The following is a 22,555-nucleotide window of genomic DNA, read 5'->3' on the forward strand; positions in this document are numbered from 1 at the left end:
CTTTTGTGGCATAGATGATGGCACTGGGCGCAGAGGTTCTTGCGCCTAGCCCGAGAGTGCCGTGTGTGGCACAAATTCAGACTCAGTGCCCGAAAGTCGCCCTGCGCCGCTCTTGTGACTGCGTTGCTATTGTGACAGCGTTGCTATTGTGACTGCGTCGCTTATGATGCTGGCCGCTCTTAAGACCGGGCCGCTATTGAGCCCACGGCGGCAATTGCCTACAATGGCGCAGGTTTTTTATTTCCCAAGATGACGATTATGACCGACACCAAAGTACAGCCAGCCCTGCCAGACCGCCTTTCCATCAACCCACGCAGCCCACACCATGTGGCCGAAGTGTTTGAATTTGAAATCGGCGTGCGTATCAACGGCAAAGAGCGTTTCGATGTGGAAGAATATTGCATCAGTGAAGGCTGGATCAAAGTCGCCTCCCGCAAAGCCCTCGACCGCCGTGGCCAGCCACTGCTGATGACCATCAAAGGCGAAGTGGAAGCGTTTTACAAATAAGCCAGTACCTTCCTTCGGCTGTTGCCGGCAACACTAAAAAAGACAGGCTCGCCTGTCTTTTTTGTTGATGAGCGGTATCAGTTGGTGCGAAACCGTTTCATATCCGATTGAATAAGCCCGGCAAGCCCGGTCGCTTCAACGACTTCATCCACCACCCGGTCAAGTTCCTTGTTATTGTCATCACTCAGCTGTTTGATGCTGGCAGCATTGTGGCTGATGTCGCCAATCGCCTGCATTTGCTCGGCGGTGGACTCGGCTATCTGGTGGCTGATAGCAACAATTTGCTGCAACGACTGACGTACCTGATCCAGCCTCTCGTCGGTGCGCTGGGTAAAATCAACGCACTGGGCAACACTTTTTTGGCTGCTGGCCATGGCGCTGACCGCCTCATTGCTGCGGGATTGCAGACTTTGGATCATGGCGTGAATTTCTTCGGTTGAGTGCTGGGTTTTGGATGCCAGGCTTCGCACTTCATCCGCCACCACAGCAAAGCCCCGGCCTTGCTCCCCCGCCCGGGCCGCCTCAATTGCCGCATTGAGGGCGAGCAGATTGGTTTGCTCGGCGATGCTTTTAATCACATCCAGCACCTTGCCAATATTTTTGCTGTCTTCGGCAAGCAGGCTGCTGGCATTCGCGGCAAGCTCAATGGCATTTGCCAGGGTGTGTACTTCATCAAGGGTTTTACGACTGAGCAGTGAGCCATCGCGTGACTTGGCATCGGCATCGCTTACCGCCGCTGATGCGCTGTTGGCATTGTCAGATATTTGCCGTACGGCTTCGCTGACATTATCAACCGCGGTGGCAATTTCATCGATTTGGCTGTGCTGCAGTTTCATCCGCCCGTTGACGCCCTCCATGGAGTCGTGCAGTCGGGTGCTTAAGTTTTCAAGCTTTTGCCCCGCCGATGCCATACGGCCAACCATGCCCTGTAAATGATCCAAAAAGCCGTTGAATGCGCGGCTTTGGGCATTGCTGCTGGCGTTGGTTCTGTGGGTCAAATCGATTTGCTCGCCGGTCAGGTAATTGGCAACTGCCTGGATTTCATAGGAAACCTCGGCCTGGCGATGGAGGTTTTTCGCCATCAGCACCAGTACCAGTGTTTCAACCACCACATACCCGGCGTGGACAAAAATAATGCCCCATGAGCGGTCGGGACTGTCGAGCATATACACGCTCCCGCCTGTGGTTTGCCACCAGAAAAGCCCCACATGCAGCACTGCCGCAAGCCCCGCTGCGGCAACAATCGGCAGCCAATCGCGGCAATACAGCAGCATAGCAAGACAGGCAAAGTAGCCAAAATGCATCTCTATCATGCCGTGTGACAGGTGGACATGCAGGGTGACCATCACCATAAATGCTAGGCCCATGGTCAGGCGCGAGATGCGCTCGCCCGGGCTTAGCGCCCGGATAGCGCCGGCGGCAACCGTCGTGAGCAGGCCGACAATAACCGCGACCGTCCAGTTGCCAAACACGCCTGCCAGCGCAAGCGCATACAAAAACATCATCACCAGCACAGAAAACATGATGTTATCCGCTTTGATGTAATGCTCCCGCATCATCTCAGTGCTTAAGGTTTTCATAGTGGGCTACGACTCTCCGATTGGTGTTGGCAACAAGCTGTTTGTTACCAGTCAATATTAGCTGCTATTAAGGGTTTGCTCAGCTTGTCCAGCGGCAATGGCAGGAAACCTGAATTGGCCAATCCGGCAAGGGGGCCGGGTCGCCCGCAGCGCTTCGCAGTGCTTCTTGCAGTAAATCGGCGCCCGAGCCACAACTTGGGCCGGTGGAATAGGCGCCAAGATAAACCAGAGTCCCATCGGCCTTCCAAACGCCAACGGCAGGCGTCACGGCGGGAACATGATTGAGATTTATCCGTTTCATTTCGTTAAGCGGCTCGGGCAGTGCGCCGTCAGTTCGGGTGAAAAGTAAGTCAGTATGGTTTGATACCAGTACCCGCGCTTTAGCACCGCTTGAGTTAGCCTGAGCTTTGCCCGCGCTTGATTTAGCAAGGGTTTTCAGGTGCTCGTAGGTCTCGCGGCTGCAGCCACATTCAGGGTCGATAAAATGCACTACCACAGGCGCGCCATCAGCCGAGGTACCGGCGGCTTTAATTAACTCCCCCATCTCAGCACCGACCCGGTCCTGATTAAGTAAAGAAGGTTCAATCCGGCTGATGTAGCGAAGCTCAAACCACCAAAACACAAGCAGTACCGATACCAGCCATCCGCTGAGGATAAGCATGCTCAACCGCTTTTTGGTCATGGGGGTACGTCCTTGCGTATTCGTAAAAAGTTACTCGACAACCGGCTGCGGATTATTCAGCTAGCTGCTTACTCGGCTAGCTGCTCAGTCGGTTACCTAGCTGTTGTAGCTGTGAACCTGAGTCTTCGCCACAAGGCGGTGGAGTGATACATACGAAAATATGCTGACAGCGGATCAACATCAGCACGCCGTGCGGCCTGGGCTTTTGCTGGCGAAAATCTCGGAGGGCAATCTAATGCGACTGATAAGGCTATTTGAGCTGAGGCATGATGAGTTGCCTCCTGCAAGGCTAAGTTTTGGCTTGTAACTGATGTATCCATCGTTTGCCAGGGGGAGCGTATCCCACCCTATTGGTTAACCTGTACCACGCCATTTATTATCATGACTCTGTCAGAATGGATTTTTAACTGTACTAATTTTCTGTAGAATCAGCTGATTATCCAGCGCTTTGCAGGGAACGCCATGCCTGACGTCATATCATCCAGTCTCGCCGTTATCATCCTCTCATCGGGTATGTTTGCCGTATTGCTGCCTCTTATGCTGATGGTTTGGTATAGGGATAAAACGGTAAAGCTACCGATAGACAGGGAACAGTTGCTCCGTTTGCCCGGTTATGGTCTGCAGGACGACATCAGGAACGCACAGCTCGATCTTTTTGGCGGAATGGTATTGGCAATTGTGGTCGTCGCAATGCCGTTTGCGGTCTACTCTGCCTATGCCTTTGTTAAAAGCGGTGATTTCCCATTGATAGTGCTTCTGTTTACTCTCGCGGGAATACCGTATTTTGCATATAAAACCGTGAAGTTGACGCGAAAACTAACTCGGCTGAGGCTTGGGTACGTCGCCGAGGTCGCTACGGCTGCAGAGTTGATGTTGCTGCAGGCAAAGGGATATCAGGTATTTCATGACATTCAGGCCGACAAGTTCAATATTGACCACCTCGTTGTTGGGCCAAACGGTGTTTTTGCCATTGAAACCAAGGGCAGGCATAAGAGGCTTGAAGATACAAAAGTAACAAGCTTGGAAAATGGCGTGGTGCAGAAAGGTCATGAACTTATCTATAAGAATGGCTTACTCGGGTTTCCGTCCTGGAATGAGTCTGAGCCTCTTGAGCAAGCAGAACGCCAAGCAAAATGGGTAAGCCAGTGGTTGTCAAAAGCGGCCGGTATCGAAATTACAGCCGTGCCGGTTCTGGTTTTTCCCGGCTGGTACATCAGGCTTCAATCGCGTCCGCCATTTCCTTTGCTTAATCATAAGCAAATCTTGGGTACCCTCCCTAAAGTGGGGAACTGCCAGCTAACCCAAGAACAGATAAATGCCATAGCATGGCAGGTTGCTCAACGGGCGGTAGAAGGGCCCAGAGAATGAAGTACCTTTAATCGAGTGCGTTTGGAATGGATAAAAGCGATCTGCTTGTAGGCCTATTATCCATGCCCCTGTGACCTTCGCTGATACCGCTATCAGCATCGAGCGAGACCTCCGCAGTCTATAGTGCGTGGCTGGGCAGTGATTCCGAGGACGTACTCACACTCTTGTCTGAACTCATTACCAGCTTGAAAGCACCGCTGGATCCCATAACTAAGAGTTAATTTTTATTGTGGGTTGAAAAAGGTAACAAGAACCCCATTTCACTGTTTAAGAATCAAGCAGCGTAATGAGGGAGCCATGGAACTGAAAGACTTTGTTAAAGACACCCTTATTCAAATTTGCCAAGGCGTCAACGAAGCGCAAGGTGAGGTGAATAGTATCGGTGGCTATGTCAATCCGGCGATTTATGGTGTGAACGGCAATCCAAGTCACTTCTCCACGTTGAGCCAAGGAGAGGGCGTTTTCATGGTGGATTTTGATGTTGCAGTAACTGTCAGTGAAGCAGAAAAGCAAAATGGGCAAGCGAAGATTAGTGTTGCTACATTTCTGAATGCAGGTGGCGGAATTGACAATTCGACCTCGCAATCTTCAGTCACAAAAATTGCTTTCAAAGTGCCGTTGTCATTGCCGGTTTGCCCAAGCTCAAAGGAGCGTTATAAGCAAGAACGTCGAGCGGAAGAAGAACAATACCAAAATCTGTATGTGCCTAGCGGAGTTGGGTGATTAAATTCCTTATCCATCAAACAACTAATTTAAGGCCTGGTTTGGTCGAATTGGGATGTGAGTCCGAACCAGTAGCAATACCAAGCCCATAAACCAGAAGGGCCTTCGGCACCGTTTGGGTGTCTTTTGGATTGCAAGGTCGAAGCTCGAGAGAGCGCCATGAGCGCGAGCCAAGGATGGTGAGCTGGCAGTTAAATAGGGAAGCTGTTCGTAGACGAGCAATGCCCTTTGCTCCGGTGAAGGCTTCAAGCTAAGGTCGCTCGCGAAGCGGCATGATTAGTCGGGCGAGACAGCGGACGCCCTTGGTGTTCGAAGCGGCAATAAAAAAGACGTCCGAAGACGTCTCTTTTATTTCGGTTTGGTGGGGCGGCGTCCTCTGAACAGAGCTCATAGCATATTGATCTTTATAACTTATCTAAAGTTCAGATTTTGTCTGTGTTACCAACTGGGATACTAAAACTTAAAGTGTCTTATTTTTGAACAGCTGGTGGCCTAGATTTTTGCGAATGCTGAATTGAAGTTTTTCGGGTGCTGATGAAATCTTACGTGGTCTTTGTGATTCAGTCTAACCCGACCTTGAAATGGTGGCGTAATGTAGCCCCAATTTCCCGCACGGGAGAAATACAGCACATAGTCAATCTTGTCTTGCGGCCACTGGGCTTCAACCACTGTATTTTCATCGTTCGTTTGCAGTGACTTCACCTGGATGCGGTAAAATTGCCGGCCATCAGAGATTAGCAAGTCGGTTTTGCTGCCATGGTCAGTAAGCGGCATAAAAACTTCCCAACCATCAGCTTGCAGCCACGATGCGGCCAAAGTCTCGAAGGATACGCTTTTAAAAAACTGGGCGGTTTTGGGAGGTGTAGAGGTTTGTTTGATAGGCATAATTATGATCCTGAATCAATGCCCCGTCTGGCGTGTGGCTGCTCAAACGGTGGCGAAAGCTTCTGAGAGATGCTTTCAATCAGGATTCACAACTGGCCTGAAAGACTCAGTCCATGGCAAAGCGGCCAAGCTTGGGTTTCAGGCAAGGCCTCTACTCCCCACAAATGCCAATTCAGTATTTCACTGGTGAATCGCGGTGTAATTTTCATGATTAAACTAGCAACGCATTCATGCAGAGTCAACGCCTTTAAAAGGTCTGTGCTGGTGCAGTCAGGTATAGTTGCGCCCTGCGCATAAAACTGCTGCGCAAGGTTTGCGTACTTCCGCGCTTGTCCGCGCTTGTTTGGTAAATCACAGCACGCTATCTCATTGTCTTAGGTCAAATAACTCAGGTTTACGGCTACCTGAGTCTGCAACTTTGTGCGAGAATCCAAACACATTCCAACCCATGGACGATAGTGGATGCCAGCCATGCAAAAAGCCTCATTAACCGAAGCCGATATCATTTCCAAGTTCATCTTGCCTGCCGTCAAGCAAGCGGGTTGGAACGATATGACGCAAATCCGCCAAGAGGTAAAACTGCGTGATGGCAAGGTTATTGTGCGTGGTCAGGCTGCCGCCAGGCGGAAAGTAAAATCTGCCGATATCGTGCTGTATCACAAGCCCTCGATGCCGCTGGCGGTAATTGAGGCCAAAGCCAACAAGCACGAAATCGGCAAAGGGATGCAACAGGGGCTGGATTATGCTGCCTTGTTGGAAGTGCCCTTCATATTTGCCTCTAATGGCGACGGTTTTATTTTTCACGATAAAACCAATCCTACGGCCCTTGAAACCACTATCACTCTGGAAGATTTTCCCACACCGGCGCAGCTTTGGGATAAATACTGCACATGGAAAGGCTACAAGGCTGAGCATCTGTCGGTTATCACCCAGGAGTATCATCCCGACAGCAGTGGCAAATCGCCACGCTATTATCAGTTGCAGGCCATCAACAAAACCGTAGAGGCCGTTGCCGCAGGGCAGGACAGGGTACTGCTGGTGATGGCAACAGGCACAGGTAAAACCTACACCGCTTTTCAAATCATCTGGCGTTTGTGGAAATCCCGCGCCAAAAAGCGGATCCTGTTTCTTGCCGACCGCAACATTCTGGTCGATCAAACCAAAACCAACGACTTTCAGCCCTTCGGTCCGGCCATGACCAAGGTCACCGGCAGAACCGTTGATCCGGCTTATGAAATTCATCTCGCGCTTTATCAGGCGCTCACAGGGCCCGAAGAACAGCAAAAGGCCTACAAGCAAGTGGCACCGGATTTCTTTGACCTCATCGTCGTAGACGAGTGTCACCGTGGCAGCGCCGCTGAAGACAGCGCCTGGCGTGAAATTCTTGAGTATTTCTCAGGTGCCACCCAAATTGGCCTTACCGCCACCCCAAAGGAAACCGACGAAGTTTCCAACACTGAATATTTTGGCGATCCGGTTTATACCTATTCTCTTAAGCAGGGCATTGAGGATGGCTTCCTTGCGCCTTACAAGGTGATCCGTGTCGATATCGATGTCGATGTGCAGGGCTGGCGGCCAAGCAAAGGTCAGCTGGATAAAGCCGGGCACGAAATCGAAGACCGTATCTACAACCAAAAGGACATGGACCGCACCCTTGTGATTGATGAGCGCACTGAGCTGGTGGCCAAAACCATCACCCAGTATTTGAAGCGCACCGATCCCATGGCCAAAACTATCGTCTTCTGTAATGACATCGACCATGCCGAGCGTATGCGCCGGGCGTTGGTAAACCTCAATCCCGAGCAGGTGGCCAAAAACGACAAGTACGTGATGAAAATCACCGGCGATGATGAAATCGGCAAGGGCCAGCTTGATAACTTCATCAACCCCAAAAAAGCCTATCCGGTCATTGCCACTACCTCGGAACTGATGACCACAGGCGTGGACGCCAAAACCTGTAAGCTGGTGGTGCTCGACCAATCCATCCAATCCATGACCAAGTTCAAGCAGATCATTGGCCGTGGCACCCGTATCGACGACAAATATAACAAGCTGTGGTTCACCATTCTTGATTTCAAAAAGGCCACCGAACTCTTTGCCGACGAGCGCTTCGACGGCACCCCCGAGCGGGTTAAGCAGGTCAAGCCGGAAGACTTCGACACCGAAGAAGGCTTAAACGGTATTTCGGAAGATGATGTGGATTCGCTAGCTACAGACCCGGCTTCAATGTTTGAGGGCGAAGACATAGATACCAGCTCCATTCAGGAGCCTGCATCAAGCTATAAGTCTGACGCTGCACAAAACAATCAAGGCAAAGGTGATGACCGGGACGGCGAAGACAAAATTCGCAAATATCATGTTAACGGTGTGGCGGTAACGGCGCTTGCTGAGCGGGTACAGTACTACGATACCGACGGCAAACTGGTAACCGAGTCGTTCAAAGACTATACCCGCAAAGCCTTGTCCACGCAGTTTGCCTCCATGGATGAGTTTATTAAGCGTTGGCAAAGCGCCGAGCGTAAGCAGGCCGTGATTGATGAGCTGGCCAATCAGGGCGTGGTGTGGGAACTTCTGGAACAGGAAGTCGGCAAGGACATGGACCCATTCGACCTTATCTGCCATGTAGTGTACGACCAGCCGCCACTCACCCGCCGCGAGCGCGCCGAGCAGGTGAAAAAGCGCAATTACTTCACCAAATACTCACAGACTGCCCAGCAAGTGCTCAGTAGCCTGCTCGACAAATATGCCGATGCCGGGGTGCAGGAGATTGAAAACCGTCAGGTATTGAAGGTGGCACCCTTTACTGAACTGGGGCGCCCCATGGAGATTGTTAAAAAGGGCTTTGGTGCGCCAGCGGATTACGAAAAGGCCATCAGCGATCTGGAGGCCGCTATCTATCAGTCTGCCGGCTGATGGAATGTCATTACGCTCTGCTGCTCAGGTTCAATCCAGCTCTGCCCGGGCATCCAGCTCGGCAGAAAGCTGGGTCATAATCTCTGTCAATTCATCACTCAAACAAGCATGGGGCACATAGCGGCTCTGAACATACCCAAGCTTTAACGCCTCGTAACCCGGCTGCTGGGCCAGTATCTCAAGGTATTTATCCAGCAACGCCTCGGGGGTAGAGGAGCGGCTTAGCTGCTTTTTTATTTTTCCTGCAAATCTGCGCTCTTCATCCGCATTACTCGCGCCAAAATCGCCACAGTCGTCTACATAAAGTGCCTCGTAAACCAGTCCGGCAAAGTTCGGAATACTCAGCTGTAGCTTTCTCAGTATTTCTTTAATTCGTTTTTGCTTTTGCGCTGTCCCCATTTGTCCCCTGTCCCTGTGCGATTCTGTGCCTGTCTTAGCGAAGACACCCAATTAACTCATTAAAGGAATAGATTATGTCCAACAATAAAACCCCTATGACACCCGCAGCCGCTGCTCGTATTCAGTCTGGTACAGCCAAGCAGGGCAATGGCCAGGTCGCCAAAGGCTCTTTTGCCGCCCGCGCCCAAAGCGCTGCAGCCACTAACCAAAAAGCCACCAAATAAGGAGTGAACCATGAAATCAGTAACCTGTATCAAGCCATCACCCCGTGCCCAAAACCCTAATTACCCCAGCAAAACCGGTAATCCGTCCGGCCCGGGCCGTGGTAATACACCTAAGCGTTAATCACCGCTGAGATATAAAGCCTGCCATGTATGGCAGGCTTTTTACTATTGCGGATTAAACGCAGTTACGGAAGTAAGTCTCAAACAGTGTCTTAAAGCTGTTTGGATTTTTACTGGCCTCCGCGTAACTCATTTTCTTTTGCGACTCAGCCATGGCACATACGCAGCGCTCACGTTTATTCTGATAGTCACTGATGGTGTGCAGGTTATTGCTACCGTTAACGCAGCTGTCTAAAAAGGCATATTCCACTTGCAATGGATAACGATCGGCATTGTCGTGCAGCAGGTGATCTTTGCCTGTATGAATTCCAAAGACCACGCCAACAATAATGGTTCCAGTGGCAAGCCATTTATGCTTTGAAAATTTATAGCCCTTATAGTTTTTATCACATTTTTTGCAGCAGATATTTTCTGCGTATTCTATTTCGTTGTTGTGTTTGCAGTGGGGGCATTCAATAATCATGGCTCACCATCGTCCCTGTTAATGAGTTGTTATGGCGCGCATTTAAGCACAAAGTCTTACCCCTTGCACAGGCTTTGTGGCCGCGATAAGCAGATTTTGTGATGCCTTGCGTTAACCGCTTGCTGCAAGCTGATTTTTTAATCGCCAAGCCTCTGCGGTTCATCCCGAAATTCGACTCTGTATCAGTGTACTGCGGCCACTATTTTGCTACTATCCCAAGCATTTTCAGGTATTCAGAGATTTCATTTATGTCCATCAGTTCCGTTATTAAATCCATCCAGGACATCATGCGCAAAGATGCCGGCGTCGATGGCGATGCCCAGCGCCTCGGCCAGCTTTCATGGCTGCTGTTTCTGAAGATATTTGATGCCCAGGAGCAGGAACTGGAATTTGAGCAGGACGACTACCGCTTACCTATCCCCAGCGAGTATCTGTGGCGCAACTGGGCCGAAGACAAAGAAGGCATTACCGGCGATGAACTGTTGGAATTCATCAACAACGAGCTGTTTGTTGACCTGAAAAACCTAACCGCCCCCAAAGACACCAACCCCCGTGGTTATGTGGTGAAAGAAGCCTTCAGCGATGCCTTCAACTACATGAAAAACGGCACCCTGCTGCGCCAGGTGATCAACAAACTCAACGAGGTCGATTTTACCGACTCCAGCGAGCGCCATCTGTTTGGTGACATCTACGAGCAAATCCTGCGCGACTTGCAAAGCGCCGGTAATGCCGGTGAGTTCTATACCCCCCGCGCCGTCACCAAGTTTATGGTTAATCGCATTAACCCAAAGCTTGGCGAAAAAATCATGGACCCGGCCTGCGGCACCGGTGGCTTTCTTGCCTGTGCGGTCGAGCACCTGAAAGCTCAGGTCAGCACCGCCGCCGAGCATCAGTTATTGCAGCAGCAAATCCACGGCGTCGAGAAAAAGCAGCTGCCGCACCTCCTGTGTACCACCAACATGTTGCTGCACGGCATCGAGGTGCCGGTGCAAATTAAACACGGCAATACCTTAAGCCAGCCGCTGTCCAGCTGGGATAACGATGTCGATGTCATCATCACCAACCCGCCCTTTGGCGGCACCGAAGAAGACGGCATTGAAAAGAACTTCCCGGCCGACATGCAAACCCGGGAAACCGCCGACTTGTTCCTGCAGCTCATCATCGAAATTCTGGCCCCTGCTATCAATGGCAAAGGCGGCCGCGCCGCCGTGGTCCTGCCCGACGGCACCCTGTTTGGCGAAGGCGTTAAAACCAAAATCAAAAAGCTGCTCTGTGACAGCTGCAACCTGCACACCATAGTGCGCCTGCCAAACGGCGTGTTTAACCCCTACACCGGCATCAAAACCAATATTCTGTTCTTCACCAAGGGTCAGCCCACCAAAGACGTCTGGTTCTACGAGCACCCCTATCCGGACGGCGTAAAAAACTACAGCAAAACCAAGCCGATGAAGTTTGAAGAGTTCGACGCCGAAATCCAGTGGTGGGGCGATGAGGCCGACGGCTTTGCCGCCCGGGTAGAGAACCAGCACGCCTGGAAGGTCAGCATCGATACCCTAATCGAGCGCAATTTCAACCTCGACATCAAAAACCCCCATGTCGGTGAGGTCGAAAGCCACGACCCGGACGAACTGCTCGCCCGCTTTGCCGCCCAGCAGCAGCAGATAAGCGCGCTGCGCACCCAGCTGAAAGACATTCTCGGTAAGGCGCTCAGCGCCGGCACTCAGGGAGAGAACAACTGATGTCGGTCGAGAAGCTAATTACAGAACATATCGATATCTGGACAGCCGCGATTCAAGCCAAGTCCGCCTCCGGCCGTGGCAGCAACAAAAAGCTTGGGCTTTACGGTATCAAAAAGCTGCGCGAGCTGATTTTGGAGCTGGCCGTGCGCGGCAAGCTGGTGCCACAGGATCCCAATGACGAACCCGCGTCTGTGCTGCTGGAGCGCATTGCCGCTGAAAAGGCCCGCTTGGTGAAAGAGGGCAAGATTAAAAAGCCCAAGGCGTTGCCAGAAATTGCTGAAGACGAGAAGCCGTTTGCGCTGCCGGTGGGGTGGGAGTGTGCAAGACTTGTTGATGTTTATGACGTAAGAGATGGGACTCATGACACACCAAAGTACTGTGATCAAGGGTACCCTTTGGTAACAAGTAAGAATATATCAAGTGGAGAACTTGATTTTTCAGATGTTAAATACATATCTGAATCCGATCATAAAAAAATATCAGAACGTTCCTTGGTAGAGCGGAATGATATTATTTTTGCGATGATAGGTAGTATTGGAAATCCTGTTTTGATTAAGGTTGATCGCGAGTTTAGCATAAAAAATGTCGCTCTTTTTAAATATTACTCCAGTGAGTTTTCTTCTCCTTTATTCTTACTTCTATATTTGCTTTTTGCACAAAAGATATTTCGCCAGGAGGCCTCCGGTGCCGTCCAATCGTTTATATCCTTGGGAAAAATTAGGGCTTTTACTATTGCACTACCGCCCTTAGAAGAACAACACCGCATCGTTGCCAAAGTGGATGAGCTGATGGCGTTGTGTGACCAGCTGGAGCAGCAAACCGACGCCAGCATCGAGGCCCACCAGCAGCTGGTAACCGTCCTGTTGGATTCCTTACTGTTGCCTCCGGCAAGCGCTGAGGGCTCTTTACTGTCGCCTCCGGCAAGGGCTGAGGGCTCTTTACTGTCGTCTTCGGCAACTGCTGAGGGCTCGCTGATTAACTCTGCCGGTGCAGATGACTTCATGGCCAACTGGGCCCGCATCAGCGACCACTTCGATACCCTGTTTACCACCGAAGCCAGCATCGATGCCTTAAAGCAGACCATACTGCAACTGGCCGTCATGGGTAAGCTGGTGCCCCAAGACCCAAATGACGAACCTGCAGCCAAACTGCTCGAGCGCATCGCCGCCGAAAAAGCACGTTTGGTGAAAGAGAAGAAAATCAAAAAAGACAAACCGCTCCCCGCCATCACCGAGGACGAGAAACCATTCCCTCTACCCAAAGGCTGGGAGTGGTGCCGTGTGGATGATGTAATTTCATTGAAACACGGATATGCATTTAAAAGTTCGTATTTTCTGGATGGTTCAGGTCCATACGTACTGACTACGCCCGGTAGTTTTTATGAGACAGGAGGATTCAGAGACCGCGGTGATAAAACTAAGTATTATGACGGTCCGCTGGATAAAGAATTTGTTTTTGAAGCTAACGATCTAATTATTCCTCTGACAGAGCAGGCCCCGGGATTGTTAGGTAGTGCGGCCTTCATTCCTAATGATGGAAAAATTTATCTGCACAATCAACGTTTAGCAAAGCTTTCGCCCTACATGGATAATTTCAGTAAAGATTATATCTACTGGTATTTTAATGCTCCATATTTAAGAAGTGAGTTAGCGAAAAGTTGCTCTGGTACAACTGTAAGACATTCATCTCCCAGCAAAGTGCAACGAGCTTTGTTTGCTTTACCGCCAAGAAATGAACAGGATAAAATAGTCAATATAACTAATTGTTTACTTCTGTTGTGCGACCAACTCAAACAGCGCCTCAGCGACAGTCAGCAAACCCAGCTCAAGCTCACCGATGCGCTAGTGGATGGAGCCCTTGCCTGATGAGCCAGATATTTAATGTGTATTGCGACGAGTCCTGCCATCTTGAAAGCGATGGCCAACCGGCTATGGTGCTGGGCGCGGTATGGTGCCCGCTGGATAAGCGGCTGGAGATAACCACGCGCTTAAGGGAGATTAAGCAAAGGCACCGTCTGCCAGCCGATTTTGAGGTCAAATGGACCAAAGTCAGCAAGTCTAAGCTCAGTTTTTACCTGGATGTGCTGGATTACTTTTTCGATGACGATGATATGCACTTTCGTGGTTTGGTGATCCCGGACAAGTCGCAACTGGATCACAAGGCGTTTGGCCAAAGCCATGATGACTGGTACTACAAAATGTACTTTGTCATGTTAAAGACCATCTTTGAGCCGCAAAACAGCTATCGCGTCTATATCGATATCAAAGACACGTTGGGCCATGAGCGGGTAAGCAAACTGCACGATGTGCTCTGCAACAATGCCTATGACTATTCCAAAAAAATCATCGACCGGGTGCAACGCATTCATTCCCACGAGGCCGAGCTGTTGCAAGTGGCTGACTTGCTGATAGGCGCTTTGGGTTATCTGCACCGGCATTTACGTGGCAGTGAGGCCAAGCTGGCACTGGTTGAACGTATCCGTCAGCGCAGCGGCTATAAGCTGACCCAGAATACGCTGCTTCGGGAAAGTAAATTCAATTTGATGGTATGGAATGGCAGAGGGAGTTGGTGATGCAACCGTTATGGCTGCCAGCGTTACTGTTACTTGAAGATTATAATGGCAATTGGCAACGCTACTTTGACGCGGTTTACGCCGCGTTTGAGCAGGACTTTGTGCACAGCAAACCTGAGTTCAGGGGCAAGCGCCTTGGGTTGAAACGACACCCTGAATACGACGGTAAATCAGCGACCTTCTGGCATATGATGTCAACCGGCGAGGACGAGGCTGAGCGTGTGCCGGACATGCGCCGTTGTGAACGTATTCGTTGGCCGAAACCTGTTATAGGCAACAGTACTGACCCGGTTCTAAAAGTTTGGGCTGAACCTAAGGGAAATCAGCGACGTATTTTTATTTTCCTTGAGGAAGAGGGTTATCTGGTAATTCTGGATGATCGAGGAGAGTACATATTGCCTTGGACTGCATATTTTATTGAGTACGAACACCAAAGGCGCAAATACAACAAGCGTTGGCAGCGCTACGGGGCAATCTAGTTGGGGGAGCTTTGCTATCGAGAGGGGTATTAGGCTGGCCGCGCCCTCCGAAAAGGACGGGGCCGTAACTCCTTCTACACTGACACTCGAAAGATGGTAGATGAGATAGGCGCATGTTAGGTCCCCATTGGGGATGTGTCAAGAGAAGTATCGGGCTGATTTACTTATGCAATTGTTTATGTTTATTTTTATTTTTGCGAGTAGCTGAAGCCTATCTGTTACATGCCACACAAAACCAGGGAAAGGATTTCATGATTAGTTTCGGAGACATAGAGGCTCTGTTCCAGCTACGGGACAGGTACAAAAGGTGGCGTAATCCCGAGCCCGTGGTGCTCAATACAGCACAGCGGCTTATCAACTTATTCGCCGTCCATGGTGTTGCCCGTGGACAAATTCCACGCTTCTTTGGTCATGGTCTCACTCTCCATCAGGTTGAATCAGAAACCGAACTTATGAAGGCCCTGACACCTGATTTGCTCGAATCCGCTGCAACCTTATTTGGGGTAAGGCTTGAGTGGCTTGAAGGCGGCTCGGAGCAGGTTTATGAAACAAAACACTTCTACCAGTGTGTTGCTGAGTTTGGCCCCTATCTGGACTCGCTGCCGACATCAGAATCCACATCCCTGAAATTTGGTTGGCTGATTAACTGCCCACCTCGGAATGATGGATATAATGTCCTGATACTGCTGGCCGAATCGATAGGGATACTGGGTAACGAGCATATTTACCGCTATCGTTTTTGTGACTTCTGGGATTACGGCTATTGGAAATCACGCGCCGATCTCGCCGCATGTGTCGCCCAGGCTTGGCGACGGGACTGGTACCTTAATGGGCTCATAGTTTCTTGGGCGCAGTTTGATGCCTTGGCAAGCTTGAAGTGCTTCCCCGGAGAGGGGGAAGAGCGGGGGTTACTGTCAGGCAAGCGCTGGCAGGCCGAAGACCTAACCACCCATCCTGATGTATTTTTGCATGGCATCAGAGAAGGCGAGTTTGGCAAACAAAGTGCCCTGAACCGATGGCTTGAATATCACCAGCAAGGGCTAATGGACTCGGGCTTTGGCGATCATGGCAAGCTGTTCAAAGCACAATTGCCGTAGCTGAGTTAACTCTTGGAACTCACATGAATAAAGATACCCGCATAAAACTGATGGGGCTCGATTTAAGTTGGCAGGGCGGTAATTGCAGCGGACTGGCGACAGGCACGCTACAAGGCTCAGTGCTGAACCTTGATGAGCTGACAGTCAAGGTTTTTAGCCCGGAAGAACTGCTGTCAAAAGTCGAAGCGGCTCGTCCAACAGGGATAGCCATTGACGCGCCGCTGATTATCAATAACCACAGCAGCAACCGCGACTGTGAGCGGTTAATTGGTCAGCATTATGGCAGCCGGGGCGCTTCCTGCCATACAAGCAATCTGACGCTTTTCCCCGATGCGCTTGGGGTGAGGCTGTCCAAGGCACTGCTAAGCCAAGGTTATAATCACCTTGCGGGCCCACGCTGGCAGATAGAGTGCTACCCCCATCCGGCCTTGATAGAGATATTTAACCTCCCATATCGCCTAGGCTACAAAAAGGGCAAGGTGGCGGAACGCAGGGTAGGGCAAATCAAACTTGCCAATCATATTTGCTCACTCACCACTCGGACTGATTTAACGCTTTCGCTGCCAGCCACGCTAACAGCATGGATTGATCCAGAGCGAATAAACTCGCTCAGGGGCCAGGCGCTCAAACACAACGAAGATGGCCTTGATGCCATTATTTGCCTCTACATCGCCGCCCGGCATCAGCTGGGGTTAACCAAGGTGTTTCCGCCAAAGCCGTGCGATGGCCCAGTTACACGGGACTACATAGTGGTGTGATTACGATTGTTTATGGCAGTGTGCTTGTAAGCTTGTCAGTGAATAAGCAAATCAGCCCCGAAGAACGGGGCTGATTTATAAAATAATTAAGCAACTGATTTTATTGATATGCTGGGCTAGCTTTGTGTGGCGCTGAATAGATGGGCTGAGTTATATTACTGGCGCGGGCGAGCAACTCTTGTTCTTCAGGCTTGTCGTGCACTGCATGATTTTGGTCGCGGATCATCAGGATGGTAATTTCATCCTGTGCCTTTACCTGAAAGTAAAACCGGATCTTGCGATGTTTGCTGTGCATGATGTTGTATGGTCTGAAACTGTGTGTCATTAATTCAAACGTTCGGTTGAAATCGCTGCTGCCAGGCTCTTTTTGTATGATGTAGTCAATGCCTTCCGTGATTTGGCTGAGCGTGATACCGGCGTGTTTCAACATTATCAGGTCATCACTGATTTCTTTTAGGAGTGATTGCGGAATGTGTATCTGTACTGGGCTGTAGCAATTTAAGCCATCGATAAAGGATTGTAGCTTTTCATATTCTGGATAAGATTTTTTCTTGAGACGGAGCAACTCGTCTTCGTTGTTTTTGCGTTTCTTCTTAATATTTTCCAGTTCAGCTTCTAGCCGTTTTTTCTCCTACTCCAGCTGAGATTTTTCCTCGAGGGTATAAATATGCTGAGTTTCTTCGTCATTCAGCTTTTTAGAGAGGTCTTTTACTTTTAACTCATGCTTAAGTTGCTCACTGTTAAGTGCTTTTGAAAGTTGCTCTACTTGTAATTTACGCTGCCGCTTTTCACTGTCAATCGCATTGGAAAGTTGGTCAATATCTGATTTCAGCTTATCTTCTTGGTCTTTTAAACTGGAGTTTTCATCTATCAGTTCAATCTCTTTCCTGGATTTGATGATTTTGTCGCTATACCAAGCTATGGACTTAGTTAAAAGTAAGCAGGCGATTATCCAAACCATTAAATAGCTGAATAAAATCGGAAGATAATACTTGGTGTCTGATGAAGTACCATTCAGCATATCCTTAACGACAAACTTGTAAAGTTGCTCCCAATAGCTTGGTTTGGGCTTTCTGATGTAGTAAAGCCTGCCAATAATGTCACCAGCAGGTTCAAACTCGCGGTCAATAATATCGTCGTATTTTGGTGCTTTATATGACCAGTCTATACCGGCATCGTGCTGATTGGTGAGCACGCTGTAATCAGAGTTTTTGATAAGCTGACTAATGTTGCCATCATTAATCCAATGATCCCACGGAGTGGTCTTAGCCAATATGGTTTCGTCTACACAGGTGCTTTTGGTAGAACCTGCACCACATCGGGTGACAGCAAAACCGAACAGTCCATAGCCAGTGTTGACGAAGTTTTGGATTTCCTCGAGATCCCCTTGCGCCAATAAGCGCGCAACATTCATCGGATAACCAGCTGCAGCAGTCGATAACTCAACGGTTTGCACCGCATAGATAGTACCTTGTTCTTTGCCGTATCTGCTTTTATCCCCCCAGTATTTTTCATGCACATTCTGCGTATGCAGATACATGGCTAACAGAATAGGCAGTAGTAAAATTGAAGAAAATATGTTTTTTTTAAATGCACTGTTGTTAGTTTTTAGCACGATATCTTCAAGATTCATATTTCATCCGTTATTTATAATATTAATATCCAATTTACTGTTATTTTTGGTGGTACTTAGGCGATAAAATATCTGCTCTTCTGGTCAGATTGCTAATAAATTTAGATGATATCAAATTGTTTGGAAATGTTAATGGTTGTGGTGGTGATGTTATTGGGGTGTTTGTGACATGAGGTGCTGTAGACTTCTAATGCGCCGCTTTTAACCTACTCGCCCCATAGCGCTTGGTTTGGCTGGGCCGCTGGTCTTTTCCTCTGAGCTTGGCAAGGTAACTTGCCCGGTACAGCAGTCGCCGTAATGTCTCCTCGTCTCCCCGGGTAAGCTGGTAGTAACAGTTGGCCGGTACATAGACGCTGCCAGAGAGGTTTTCCCAGTGGGTTTGGCAGAACTCAATCACGGTGGGGGCGTAATGTACCTGCTTGCCATCGAGTAACAGCAGCAGGTGATAATGTGGGTTGACGACTTGGTGGCGCTCTCGCGCCCAAAAATATCCCAGGTGCTTAATCTGATAATGGGCCTTCAAGGCCTTGGTCAGCCTTCTTAAAAACACCGTCATCCTTTGGTTATCGTCCGGCGTATCGGGCTGACGCAGGTCTATCCGAAGCGCGAAGGTGCGGCGATGCAATGCCTGAAACGAAAACACTTGCTCAAATATCGTGCGGAGCATCTTGGGGCAGCAGCCAGAACCTTTGCTGTTAATGGTCCAAAATTGACCTGCATATTCAAAGTGAGCAAAGTCAGCATGGGTACCATAAAACTGGCTCGATTGGCTGTTCACTGTGAATTCACCTTAGGGCCGTTGGTTAGTATTTCTTTAAAAGCTCTTCCATTAAAGGCAGATATTATAAATATCCCCCAAAATTCGGCCCACGTGTAGAGGGCTACTTTGCCGCACTGCCAAGGGTTGCACCGACAACAGGAGTTCGAAATTCTTGAGGTAAAAAACTGCGCTTGATGCCCGTTACTGTGTATTGCTGTCCGGCAAGGGGCGGAGCAATCCTTGCTCACGAATGTTGCCAGGAGATCACGCCTATTGGCGTAGTTTGTTCCATGCCGCCAGACGAGCTTGGGTTATTTGCCCCACGACCTGGCGTATCTCATCCCTGTTCAGCCCGGCGCCCATGGCAATCAGCAAATGCTCGATTTCGTGTTTGTACCAGCCAACGGCTCTGCGCCCCAGATTGACCGGTGGTGGCAGGAGTCCGTCGTTAATCCATTCATGCAGGGTGCTTTTGCTGATGGCCAGTGTCTGCAGTACTTCAGGCTTGCGGTAGATTTGAAATTGAGTGGACGTATTCATGTGTCTTTATCCTTTAGCGGTTGGTACTGGACACATCTTGAATTGCTGGGCAAAAAGGTTCAGGGACAAAAATGAAGAAAAAAATGGCGTTTTTGTTCCTGACGCTGGAAAGCGATTCTGATAAGGCCGTTTGGAAAAAAGTATGACCCCCCCCCTACTACGCCCTTTGGATGCTCTGCCAACTTTCCCTACATCCATCAAAGCCATTGGTCGAAGTCGTCTTGGCAGAATAAGGGCTGTGTGAATTGGTTCGGGAGCTCAGTGCTGCATCACTGATATTCCAGCGGTGTGTCAGTGAGCGCTCAGTGAGCTATCCATGAAACCTCATTGCTGACTCATTGCAACAGCCGTGTCGCGTCAGTGAAACTGCAATGGCGTGTCAATGCAACTGCAATGTCGTGTCAGTGAGCCGTCCCACACGCGTGAGCCACGCGTCAGCTACGTGTCATAGCATTTACTGTGACGCGTTCATCGTCCGTTATTCACCCGTGGCTTGGCCGTGCCGCGCCCGTTCATCGCCTGTTCTGTATCCGTTCAACGGGCGTTAGGTATTTGCTGTGACGCGTTCATCGTCCGTTGTTCACGCGTGGCTTGGCCGTGCCGAGCACGTTCATCGCCTGTTCTGTATCCGTTCAACGGGCGTTAAGTATTTACAGTGACGCGTTCATCGTCCGTTGTTCACCTGTGGCTTGGCCGTGCCGCGCCCGTTCATCGCCTGTTCTGTATCCGTTCAATGGGTGTTAGGTATTTGGTGTGACGCTTGCTTTTGACGTTTTGTTATAGCCAGGTGGCTTGGCGTTGGTATCTCACAACGAAAATGCCGCATTGGCTTAACCAGTGCGGCGAGAGGGGGGCTCAAATAGATACGAATTCAGCCAAGGCTACCGACTTGGGGCTGGCTAATCGCTCAGAAAGTCTTTGGGTGGGGTGTATGATTCTGTCCCATCATCGTTTACCCAACGATTGATGGGGTAATGAAGATTCTCCCCGGTTCTCAAGTTTTGCTTAGTACAGAAAGACCACCATCGCCTGCAGACCTCAGGATCGGGAACCTCATCATTATTGGCATCACAGCTTTGAAACAAGATAGCCATGAAGTTAAAAAAAGCGTCACTGCAAACCTCTTTATCAGCGGGATATTTTTGTATCCAGGCATGGTGAAGGCCCTGCATCAGCAGCTCTTTTCCTGTCGAGAGTTTCTTTTCGAGTAAGGTTGGCCCCTGACGCAGCAATAAGCTTGATTGCATATTGTTGGTGTATAGGCCTATTGCACTCTGTAGTTTTTGTAGATTAGCGCAGAGTGTTTGCATGACATCCGATGCTGGAGGCAACTGTTTTTGCGCAGCGTCCAGATAATCCAAGTAGCTGAAATTGGTTGCGAGAAATCCCGGGGGGATACCGTTAGCATCAAGCTGCTGGTGGATATGCAAAATATCCCTAACCATGGCGGTATTTCGATGACCAAGCCGGATGAGTTTGTTTTGCATTTTCTCCAACGTCGCAGCAATAGCACTTAGCTCTTTGAAGGCGTCACTGCGTTCACCCTTTTCCCATGTGCTTTCCATCACCCAGCATCGTAACAGGTCAATTTCATTGTCTGAAAAACCGTAGGCCTGCAATTGTTGTCTGTCCTGGCCTGTTATTGGCTGAGTACGCATCAGTTGGCGATTTGGCATCAGGCAGTCCTCAAAATGGGTGATTTCATTACGCGAGTTATCGAGCTAACAACATGCTTGCTCCACCACGCCATCATCATCCGGCGACGTTCCAAATAGGATGCTCGGTTATAGGCGCTGCGCACCTGGTTTTTGTCGGTGTGGGCGAGGGCGGCTTCAACCACATCCCAGTCAAACCCTTGCTCGTTAAGCGTAGTGCTGGCCAAGGATCGCAGGCCATGGGCGGTAGTGCGGCCAGCCAGCCCCATGCGCTTGAGGGCCATGTTGGCTGATTGCACATGGGTATGGGTATTGGGGTCTTTATCTGATGGGAACAGGTAGTCACGATGGCCAGAGATAGGTCTTAAGGTGTCGAGCAGTGCCATGGTCTCGTCAGTAAGGGGGATGACATGCTCACGGCGCATCTTCATCCGCTCTGCGGGGATAATCCAAAGCCGGTTAGCCTCATCAATTTCATCCCATCTGGCGGCCGCGGCTTCGTTGGGGCGTGTCATGGTGTGCAGCTGCCAGTGGATCATGCAGCGGGTAACTTTTTTGATATTGGCGTTGGCAACCTTGGTCATGAGCTCAGGCAGCTCGGCGGGGGATAGTGCCGCCATGTTCTTCTTTTTCGGTGTCTTAAACGCGGCTTTGATCCCGGCGAGGGGGTTGGCATGAATAAGGCCGGTATTGACTGCGAAGGTCATGATCTCATTAATACGCTGCGTCAGCCGCTTTACTGTTTCCAGACTGCCTTGAGCCTCAATTGGCCGAAGCACTTTTACCACCAAGGGTGCATTGATTTGGCCAATGGGCAGTTTGCCTATGGCGGGTAATAAGCTGCGGCTGAGCGAGTTCCATGTCGCATTGGCGTGGCCTTCGGTCACTGATTCTTTCTTGATGGCAAACCAGTCGGCGGCAACGCGCTCAAAGGTATGTTCAACCAAAGCAGCCTGCTCGGCAGCTTGCTGATCCCGCTCTTGCTTGGGGTCGATACCCTGTGCCAACAACTCACGTGCTTCGAGTGCTTTTTTACGGGCCTGAGCGAGGGAGACTTCGGGGTAGGAACCGAGGGTGAAATTGGTGCGGGTTTTTACATGAGGCCGGATGTAATTCAGCATCCAGGTTTTTGAGCCCGTTGGCCGTATTCTGAGAATAAGCCCGTTGCCGTCACTAAGACCGTACTCGGCGGCTTTAGGTTTGGCTTGTTTAATTTCTTTATCACTCAACGGTTTAGCAAGTCGTGGCATGGTGAAACTCCTGAAAGTAACACGGGTACAGCAACGAATCTATCGAATAACCATATATTAAACAGGCACTTACGCTTTTTTAGTAACACAGGAAAATGGCAGGGAAGTGCTGTGTTACTACCCATGTTACTAAAAATGCCGGATGCAACCAAACGGTTTTGGACGAAAAAGGAACAGTTTTGAGGCTAAGTTATTGATTTTTGCGTTT

General features: G+C 49.9%; 22 protein-coding genes. 11 read left to right on the forward strand and 11 right to left on the reverse strand.

Annotation, left to right across the window (positions count from 1 at the left end; translation table 11 throughout):
- The first annotated feature begins 258 nt into the window (after positions 1-258).
- Positions 259-507, forward strand: coding sequence for a DUF3297 family protein (locus tag KJI95_RS10015; RefSeq protein WP_214507053.1), 249 nt, complete (start codon positions 259-261; stop codon positions 505-507).
- A 77-nt stretch (positions 508-584) separates the two neighbouring features.
- Here the strand turns inward: KJI95_RS10015 and KJI95_RS10020 are convergent, their stop codons facing one another.
- Positions 585-2,087, reverse strand: a complete 1,503-nt coding sequence (locus KJI95_RS10020) for a methyl-accepting chemotaxis protein (RefSeq protein WP_214507054.1) — start codon at positions 2,085-2,087, stop codon at positions 585-587.
- A 79-nt stretch (positions 2,088-2,166) separates the two neighbouring features.
- The gene (locus KJI95_RS10025) at positions 2,167-2,769 is read right to left on the reverse strand and encodes a DUF6436 domain-containing protein (protein ID WP_214507055.1); all 603 of its coding nucleotides are present in this window, start codon (positions 2,767-2,769) and stop codon (positions 2,167-2,169) included.
- A 462-nt stretch (positions 2,770-3,231) separates the two neighbouring features.
- On the opposite strand from KJI95_RS10025, the gene KJI95_RS10030 reads away from it, so the two are divergent.
- Both KJI95_RS10030 and KJI95_RS10035 read left to right on the forward strand, forming a co-directional pair.
- Positions 3,232-4,137: a nuclease-related domain-containing protein gene (locus KJI95_RS10030; protein ID WP_214507056.1), complete on the forward strand. Its 906-nt coding sequence runs from the start codon at positions 3,232-3,234 to the stop codon at positions 4,135-4,137.
- A gap of 297 nt (positions 4,138-4,434) precedes the next feature.
- A complete protein-coding gene (locus KJI95_RS10035) occupies positions 4,435-4,860 on the forward strand; it encodes a hypothetical protein (RefSeq protein ID WP_214507057.1) in 426 nt (141 codons plus the stop codon).
- Between the two features lie 492 nt (positions 4,861-5,352).
- On the opposite strand, the gene KJI95_RS10040 is transcribed toward KJI95_RS10035, so the two are convergent.
- On the reverse strand, positions 5,353-5,745 hold the full coding sequence (locus KJI95_RS10040; RefSeq protein WP_214507058.1) for a group I intron-associated PD-(D/E)XK endonuclease: 393 nt from the start codon (positions 5,743-5,745) through the stop codon (positions 5,353-5,355).
- A gap of 462 nt (positions 5,746-6,207) precedes the next feature.
- Between KJI95_RS10040 and hsdR the strand changes: the two genes are divergently transcribed.
- Positions 6,208-8,658: an EcoAI/FtnUII family type I restriction enzme subunit R gene (gene hsdR, locus KJI95_RS10045; RefSeq protein ID WP_432653794.1), complete on the forward strand. Its 2,451-nt coding sequence runs from the start codon at positions 6,208-6,210 to the stop codon at positions 8,656-8,658.
- Positions 8,659-8,688: 30 nt separating this feature from the next.
- On the opposite strand, the gene KJI95_RS10050 is transcribed toward hsdR, so the two are convergent.
- On the reverse strand, positions 8,689-9,057 hold the full coding sequence (locus KJI95_RS10050; protein ID WP_214507060.1) for a hypothetical protein: 369 nt from the start codon (positions 9,055-9,057) through the stop codon (positions 8,689-8,691).
- 74 nt (positions 9,058-9,131) lie between these two features.
- On the opposite strand from KJI95_RS10050, the gene KJI95_RS10055 reads away from it, so the two are divergent.
- Positions 9,132-9,281 carry a hypothetical protein gene (locus KJI95_RS10055; protein ID WP_208158409.1) on the forward strand — a complete coding sequence of 50 codons (150 nt, stop codon included), beginning with the start codon at positions 9,132-9,134 and terminating at the stop codon, positions 9,279-9,281.
- 175 nt (positions 9,282-9,456) lie between these two features.
- On the opposite strand, the gene KJI95_RS10060 is transcribed toward KJI95_RS10055, so the two are convergent.
- The gene (locus KJI95_RS10060; RefSeq protein ID WP_214507061.1) at positions 9,457-9,864 is read right to left on the reverse strand and encodes a hypothetical protein; all 408 of its coding nucleotides are present in this window, start codon (positions 9,862-9,864) and stop codon (positions 9,457-9,459) included.
- A gap of 248 nt (positions 9,865-10,112) precedes the next feature.
- Between KJI95_RS10060 and KJI95_RS10065 the strand changes: the two genes are divergently transcribed.
- The 6 genes from KJI95_RS10065 (at position 10,113) to KJI95_RS10090 (ending at position 16,509) form a co-directional block, all read left to right on the forward strand.
- Positions 10,113-11,603 (forward strand): type I restriction-modification system subunit M, encoded by a 1,491-nt coding sequence (locus KJI95_RS10065; RefSeq protein WP_214507062.1) that lies wholly within the window; start codon positions 10,113-10,115, stop codon positions 11,601-11,603.
- Positions 11,603-13,468, forward strand: a complete 1,866-nt coding sequence (locus KJI95_RS10070; protein ID WP_214507063.1) for a restriction endonuclease subunit S — start codon at positions 11,603-11,605, stop codon at positions 13,466-13,468. Before KJI95_RS10065 ends, KJI95_RS10070 begins: the two co-directional genes overlap by 1 nt.
- A complete protein-coding gene (locus KJI95_RS10075; protein WP_214507064.1) occupies positions 13,468-14,175 on the forward strand; it encodes a DUF3800 domain-containing protein in 708 nt (235 codons plus the stop codon). The genes KJI95_RS10070 and KJI95_RS10075 overlap by 1 nt, the downstream gene beginning before the upstream one ends.
- Positions 14,175-14,654: a hypothetical protein gene (locus KJI95_RS10080; RefSeq protein WP_214507065.1), complete on the forward strand. Its 480-nt coding sequence runs from the start codon at positions 14,175-14,177 to the stop codon at positions 14,652-14,654. Before KJI95_RS10075 ends, KJI95_RS10080 begins: the two co-directional genes overlap by 1 nt.
- 113 nt (positions 14,655-14,767) lie before the next feature.
- Entirely contained in the window at positions 14,768-15,751 is a 984-nt protein-coding gene (locus KJI95_RS10085) for a hypothetical protein (protein WP_214507066.1), read from the forward strand.
- 23 nt (positions 15,752-15,774) lie between these two features.
- Entirely contained in the window at positions 15,775-16,509 is a 735-nt protein-coding gene (locus KJI95_RS10090) for a DUF429 domain-containing protein (protein ID WP_214507067.1), read from the forward strand.
- Positions 16,510-16,609: 100 nt separating this feature from the next.
- Here the strand turns inward: KJI95_RS10090 and KJI95_RS10095 are convergent, their stop codons facing one another.
- From KJI95_RS10095 to KJI95_RS10120, 6 genes are all read right to left on the reverse strand, one after another.
- The gene (locus tag KJI95_RS10095) at positions 16,610-17,074 is read right to left on the reverse strand and encodes a hypothetical protein (protein WP_214507068.1); all 465 of its coding nucleotides are present in this window, start codon (positions 17,072-17,074) and stop codon (positions 16,610-16,612) included.
- 66 nt (positions 17,075-17,140) lie between these two features.
- Positions 17,141-18,142 (reverse strand): hypothetical protein, encoded by a 1,002-nt coding sequence (locus KJI95_RS10100; RefSeq protein WP_214507069.1) that lies wholly within the window; start codon positions 18,140-18,142, stop codon positions 17,141-17,143.
- A gap of 187 nt (positions 18,143-18,329) precedes the next feature.
- Complete coding sequence (locus KJI95_RS10105) at positions 18,330-18,920, reverse strand: YagK/YfjJ domain-containing protein (protein ID WP_490156924.1); 591 nt, start codon at positions 18,918-18,920, stop codon at positions 18,330-18,332.
- Positions 18,921-19,172: 252 nt separating this feature from the next.
- Positions 19,173-19,442, reverse strand: coding sequence for a helix-turn-helix transcriptional regulator (locus KJI95_RS10110; RefSeq protein ID WP_214507071.1), 270 nt, complete (start codon positions 19,440-19,442; stop codon positions 19,173-19,175).
- A gap of 899 nt (positions 19,443-20,341) precedes the next feature.
- Positions 20,342-21,118 (reverse strand): hypothetical protein, encoded by a 777-nt coding sequence (locus KJI95_RS10115; protein WP_214507072.1) that lies wholly within the window; start codon positions 21,116-21,118, stop codon positions 20,342-20,344.
- Positions 21,118-22,347, reverse strand: a complete 1,230-nt coding sequence (locus KJI95_RS10120; RefSeq protein ID WP_214507073.1) for an integrase domain-containing protein — start codon at positions 22,345-22,347, stop codon at positions 21,118-21,120. The genes KJI95_RS10115 and KJI95_RS10120 overlap by 1 nt, the downstream gene beginning before the upstream one ends.
- Between the last annotated feature and the right edge of the window lie 208 nt (positions 22,348-22,555).

This window comes from Shewanella jiangmenensis (assembly GCF_018596335.1).
Classification (GTDB): Bacteria; Pseudomonadota; Gammaproteobacteria; order Enterobacterales; family Shewanellaceae; genus Shewanella; species Shewanella jiangmenensis.

Coding starts and splice junctions, on each gene's coding strand:
- KJI95_RS10015 (WP_214507053.1), top strand. CDS start 259: ATGACCGACACCAAAGTACAGCCAGCCCTGCCAGACCGCCTTTCCATC.
- KJI95_RS10020 (WP_214507054.1), bottom strand. CDS start 2,087: ATGAAAACCTTAAGCACTGAGATGATGCGGGAGCATTACATCAAAGCG.
- KJI95_RS10025 (WP_214507055.1), bottom strand. CDS start 2,769: ATGACCAAAAAGCGGTTGAGCATGCTTATCCTCAGCGGATGGCTGGTA.
- KJI95_RS10030 (WP_214507056.1), top strand. CDS start 3,232: ATGCCTGACGTCATATCATCCAGTCTCGCCGTTATCATCCTCTCATCG.
- KJI95_RS10035 (WP_214507057.1), top strand. CDS start 4,435: ATGGAACTGAAAGACTTTGTTAAAGACACCCTTATTCAAATTTGCCAA.
- KJI95_RS10040 (WP_214507058.1), bottom strand. CDS start 5,745: ATGCCTATCAAACAAACCTCTACACCTCCCAAAACCGCCCAGTTTTTT.
- hsdR (WP_432653794.1), top strand. CDS start 6,208: ATGCCAGCCATGCAAAAAGCCTCATTAACCGAAGCCGATATCATTTCC.
- KJI95_RS10050 (WP_214507060.1), bottom strand. CDS start 9,057: ATGGGGACAGCGCAAAAGCAAAAACGAATTAAAGAAATACTGAGAAAG.
- KJI95_RS10055 (WP_208158409.1), top strand. CDS start 9,132: ATGTCCAACAATAAAACCCCTATGACACCCGCAGCCGCTGCTCGTATT.
- KJI95_RS10060 (WP_214507061.1), bottom strand. CDS start 9,864: ATGATTATTGAATGCCCCCACTGCAAACACAACAACGAAATAGAATAC.
- KJI95_RS10065 (WP_214507062.1), top strand. CDS start 10,113: ATGTCCATCAGTTCCGTTATTAAATCCATCCAGGACATCATGCGCAAA.
- KJI95_RS10070 (WP_214507063.1), top strand. CDS start 11,603: ATGTCGGTCGAGAAGCTAATTACAGAACATATCGATATCTGGACAGCC.
- KJI95_RS10075 (WP_214507064.1), top strand. CDS start 13,468: ATGAGCCAGATATTTAATGTGTATTGCGACGAGTCCTGCCATCTTGAA.
- KJI95_RS10080 (WP_214507065.1), top strand. CDS start 14,175: ATGCAACCGTTATGGCTGCCAGCGTTACTGTTACTTGAAGATTATAAT.
- KJI95_RS10085 (WP_214507066.1), top strand. CDS start 14,768: ATGTTAGGTCCCCATTGGGGATGTGTCAAGAGAAGTATCGGGCTGATT.
- KJI95_RS10090 (WP_214507067.1), top strand. CDS start 15,775: ATGAATAAAGATACCCGCATAAAACTGATGGGGCTCGATTTAAGTTGG.
- KJI95_RS10100 (WP_214507069.1), bottom strand. CDS start 18,142: ATGAATCTTGAAGATATCGTGCTAAAAACTAACAACAGTGCATTTAAA.
- KJI95_RS10110 (WP_214507071.1), bottom strand. CDS start 19,442: ATGAATACGTCCACTCAATTTCAAATCTACCGCAAGCCTGAAGTACTG.
- KJI95_RS10115 (WP_214507072.1), bottom strand. CDS start 21,118: ATGCCAAATCGCCAACTGATGCGTACTCAGCCAATAACAGGCCAGGAC.
- KJI95_RS10120 (WP_214507073.1), bottom strand. CDS start 22,347: ATGCCACGACTTGCTAAACCGTTGAGTGATAAAGAAATTAAACAAGCC.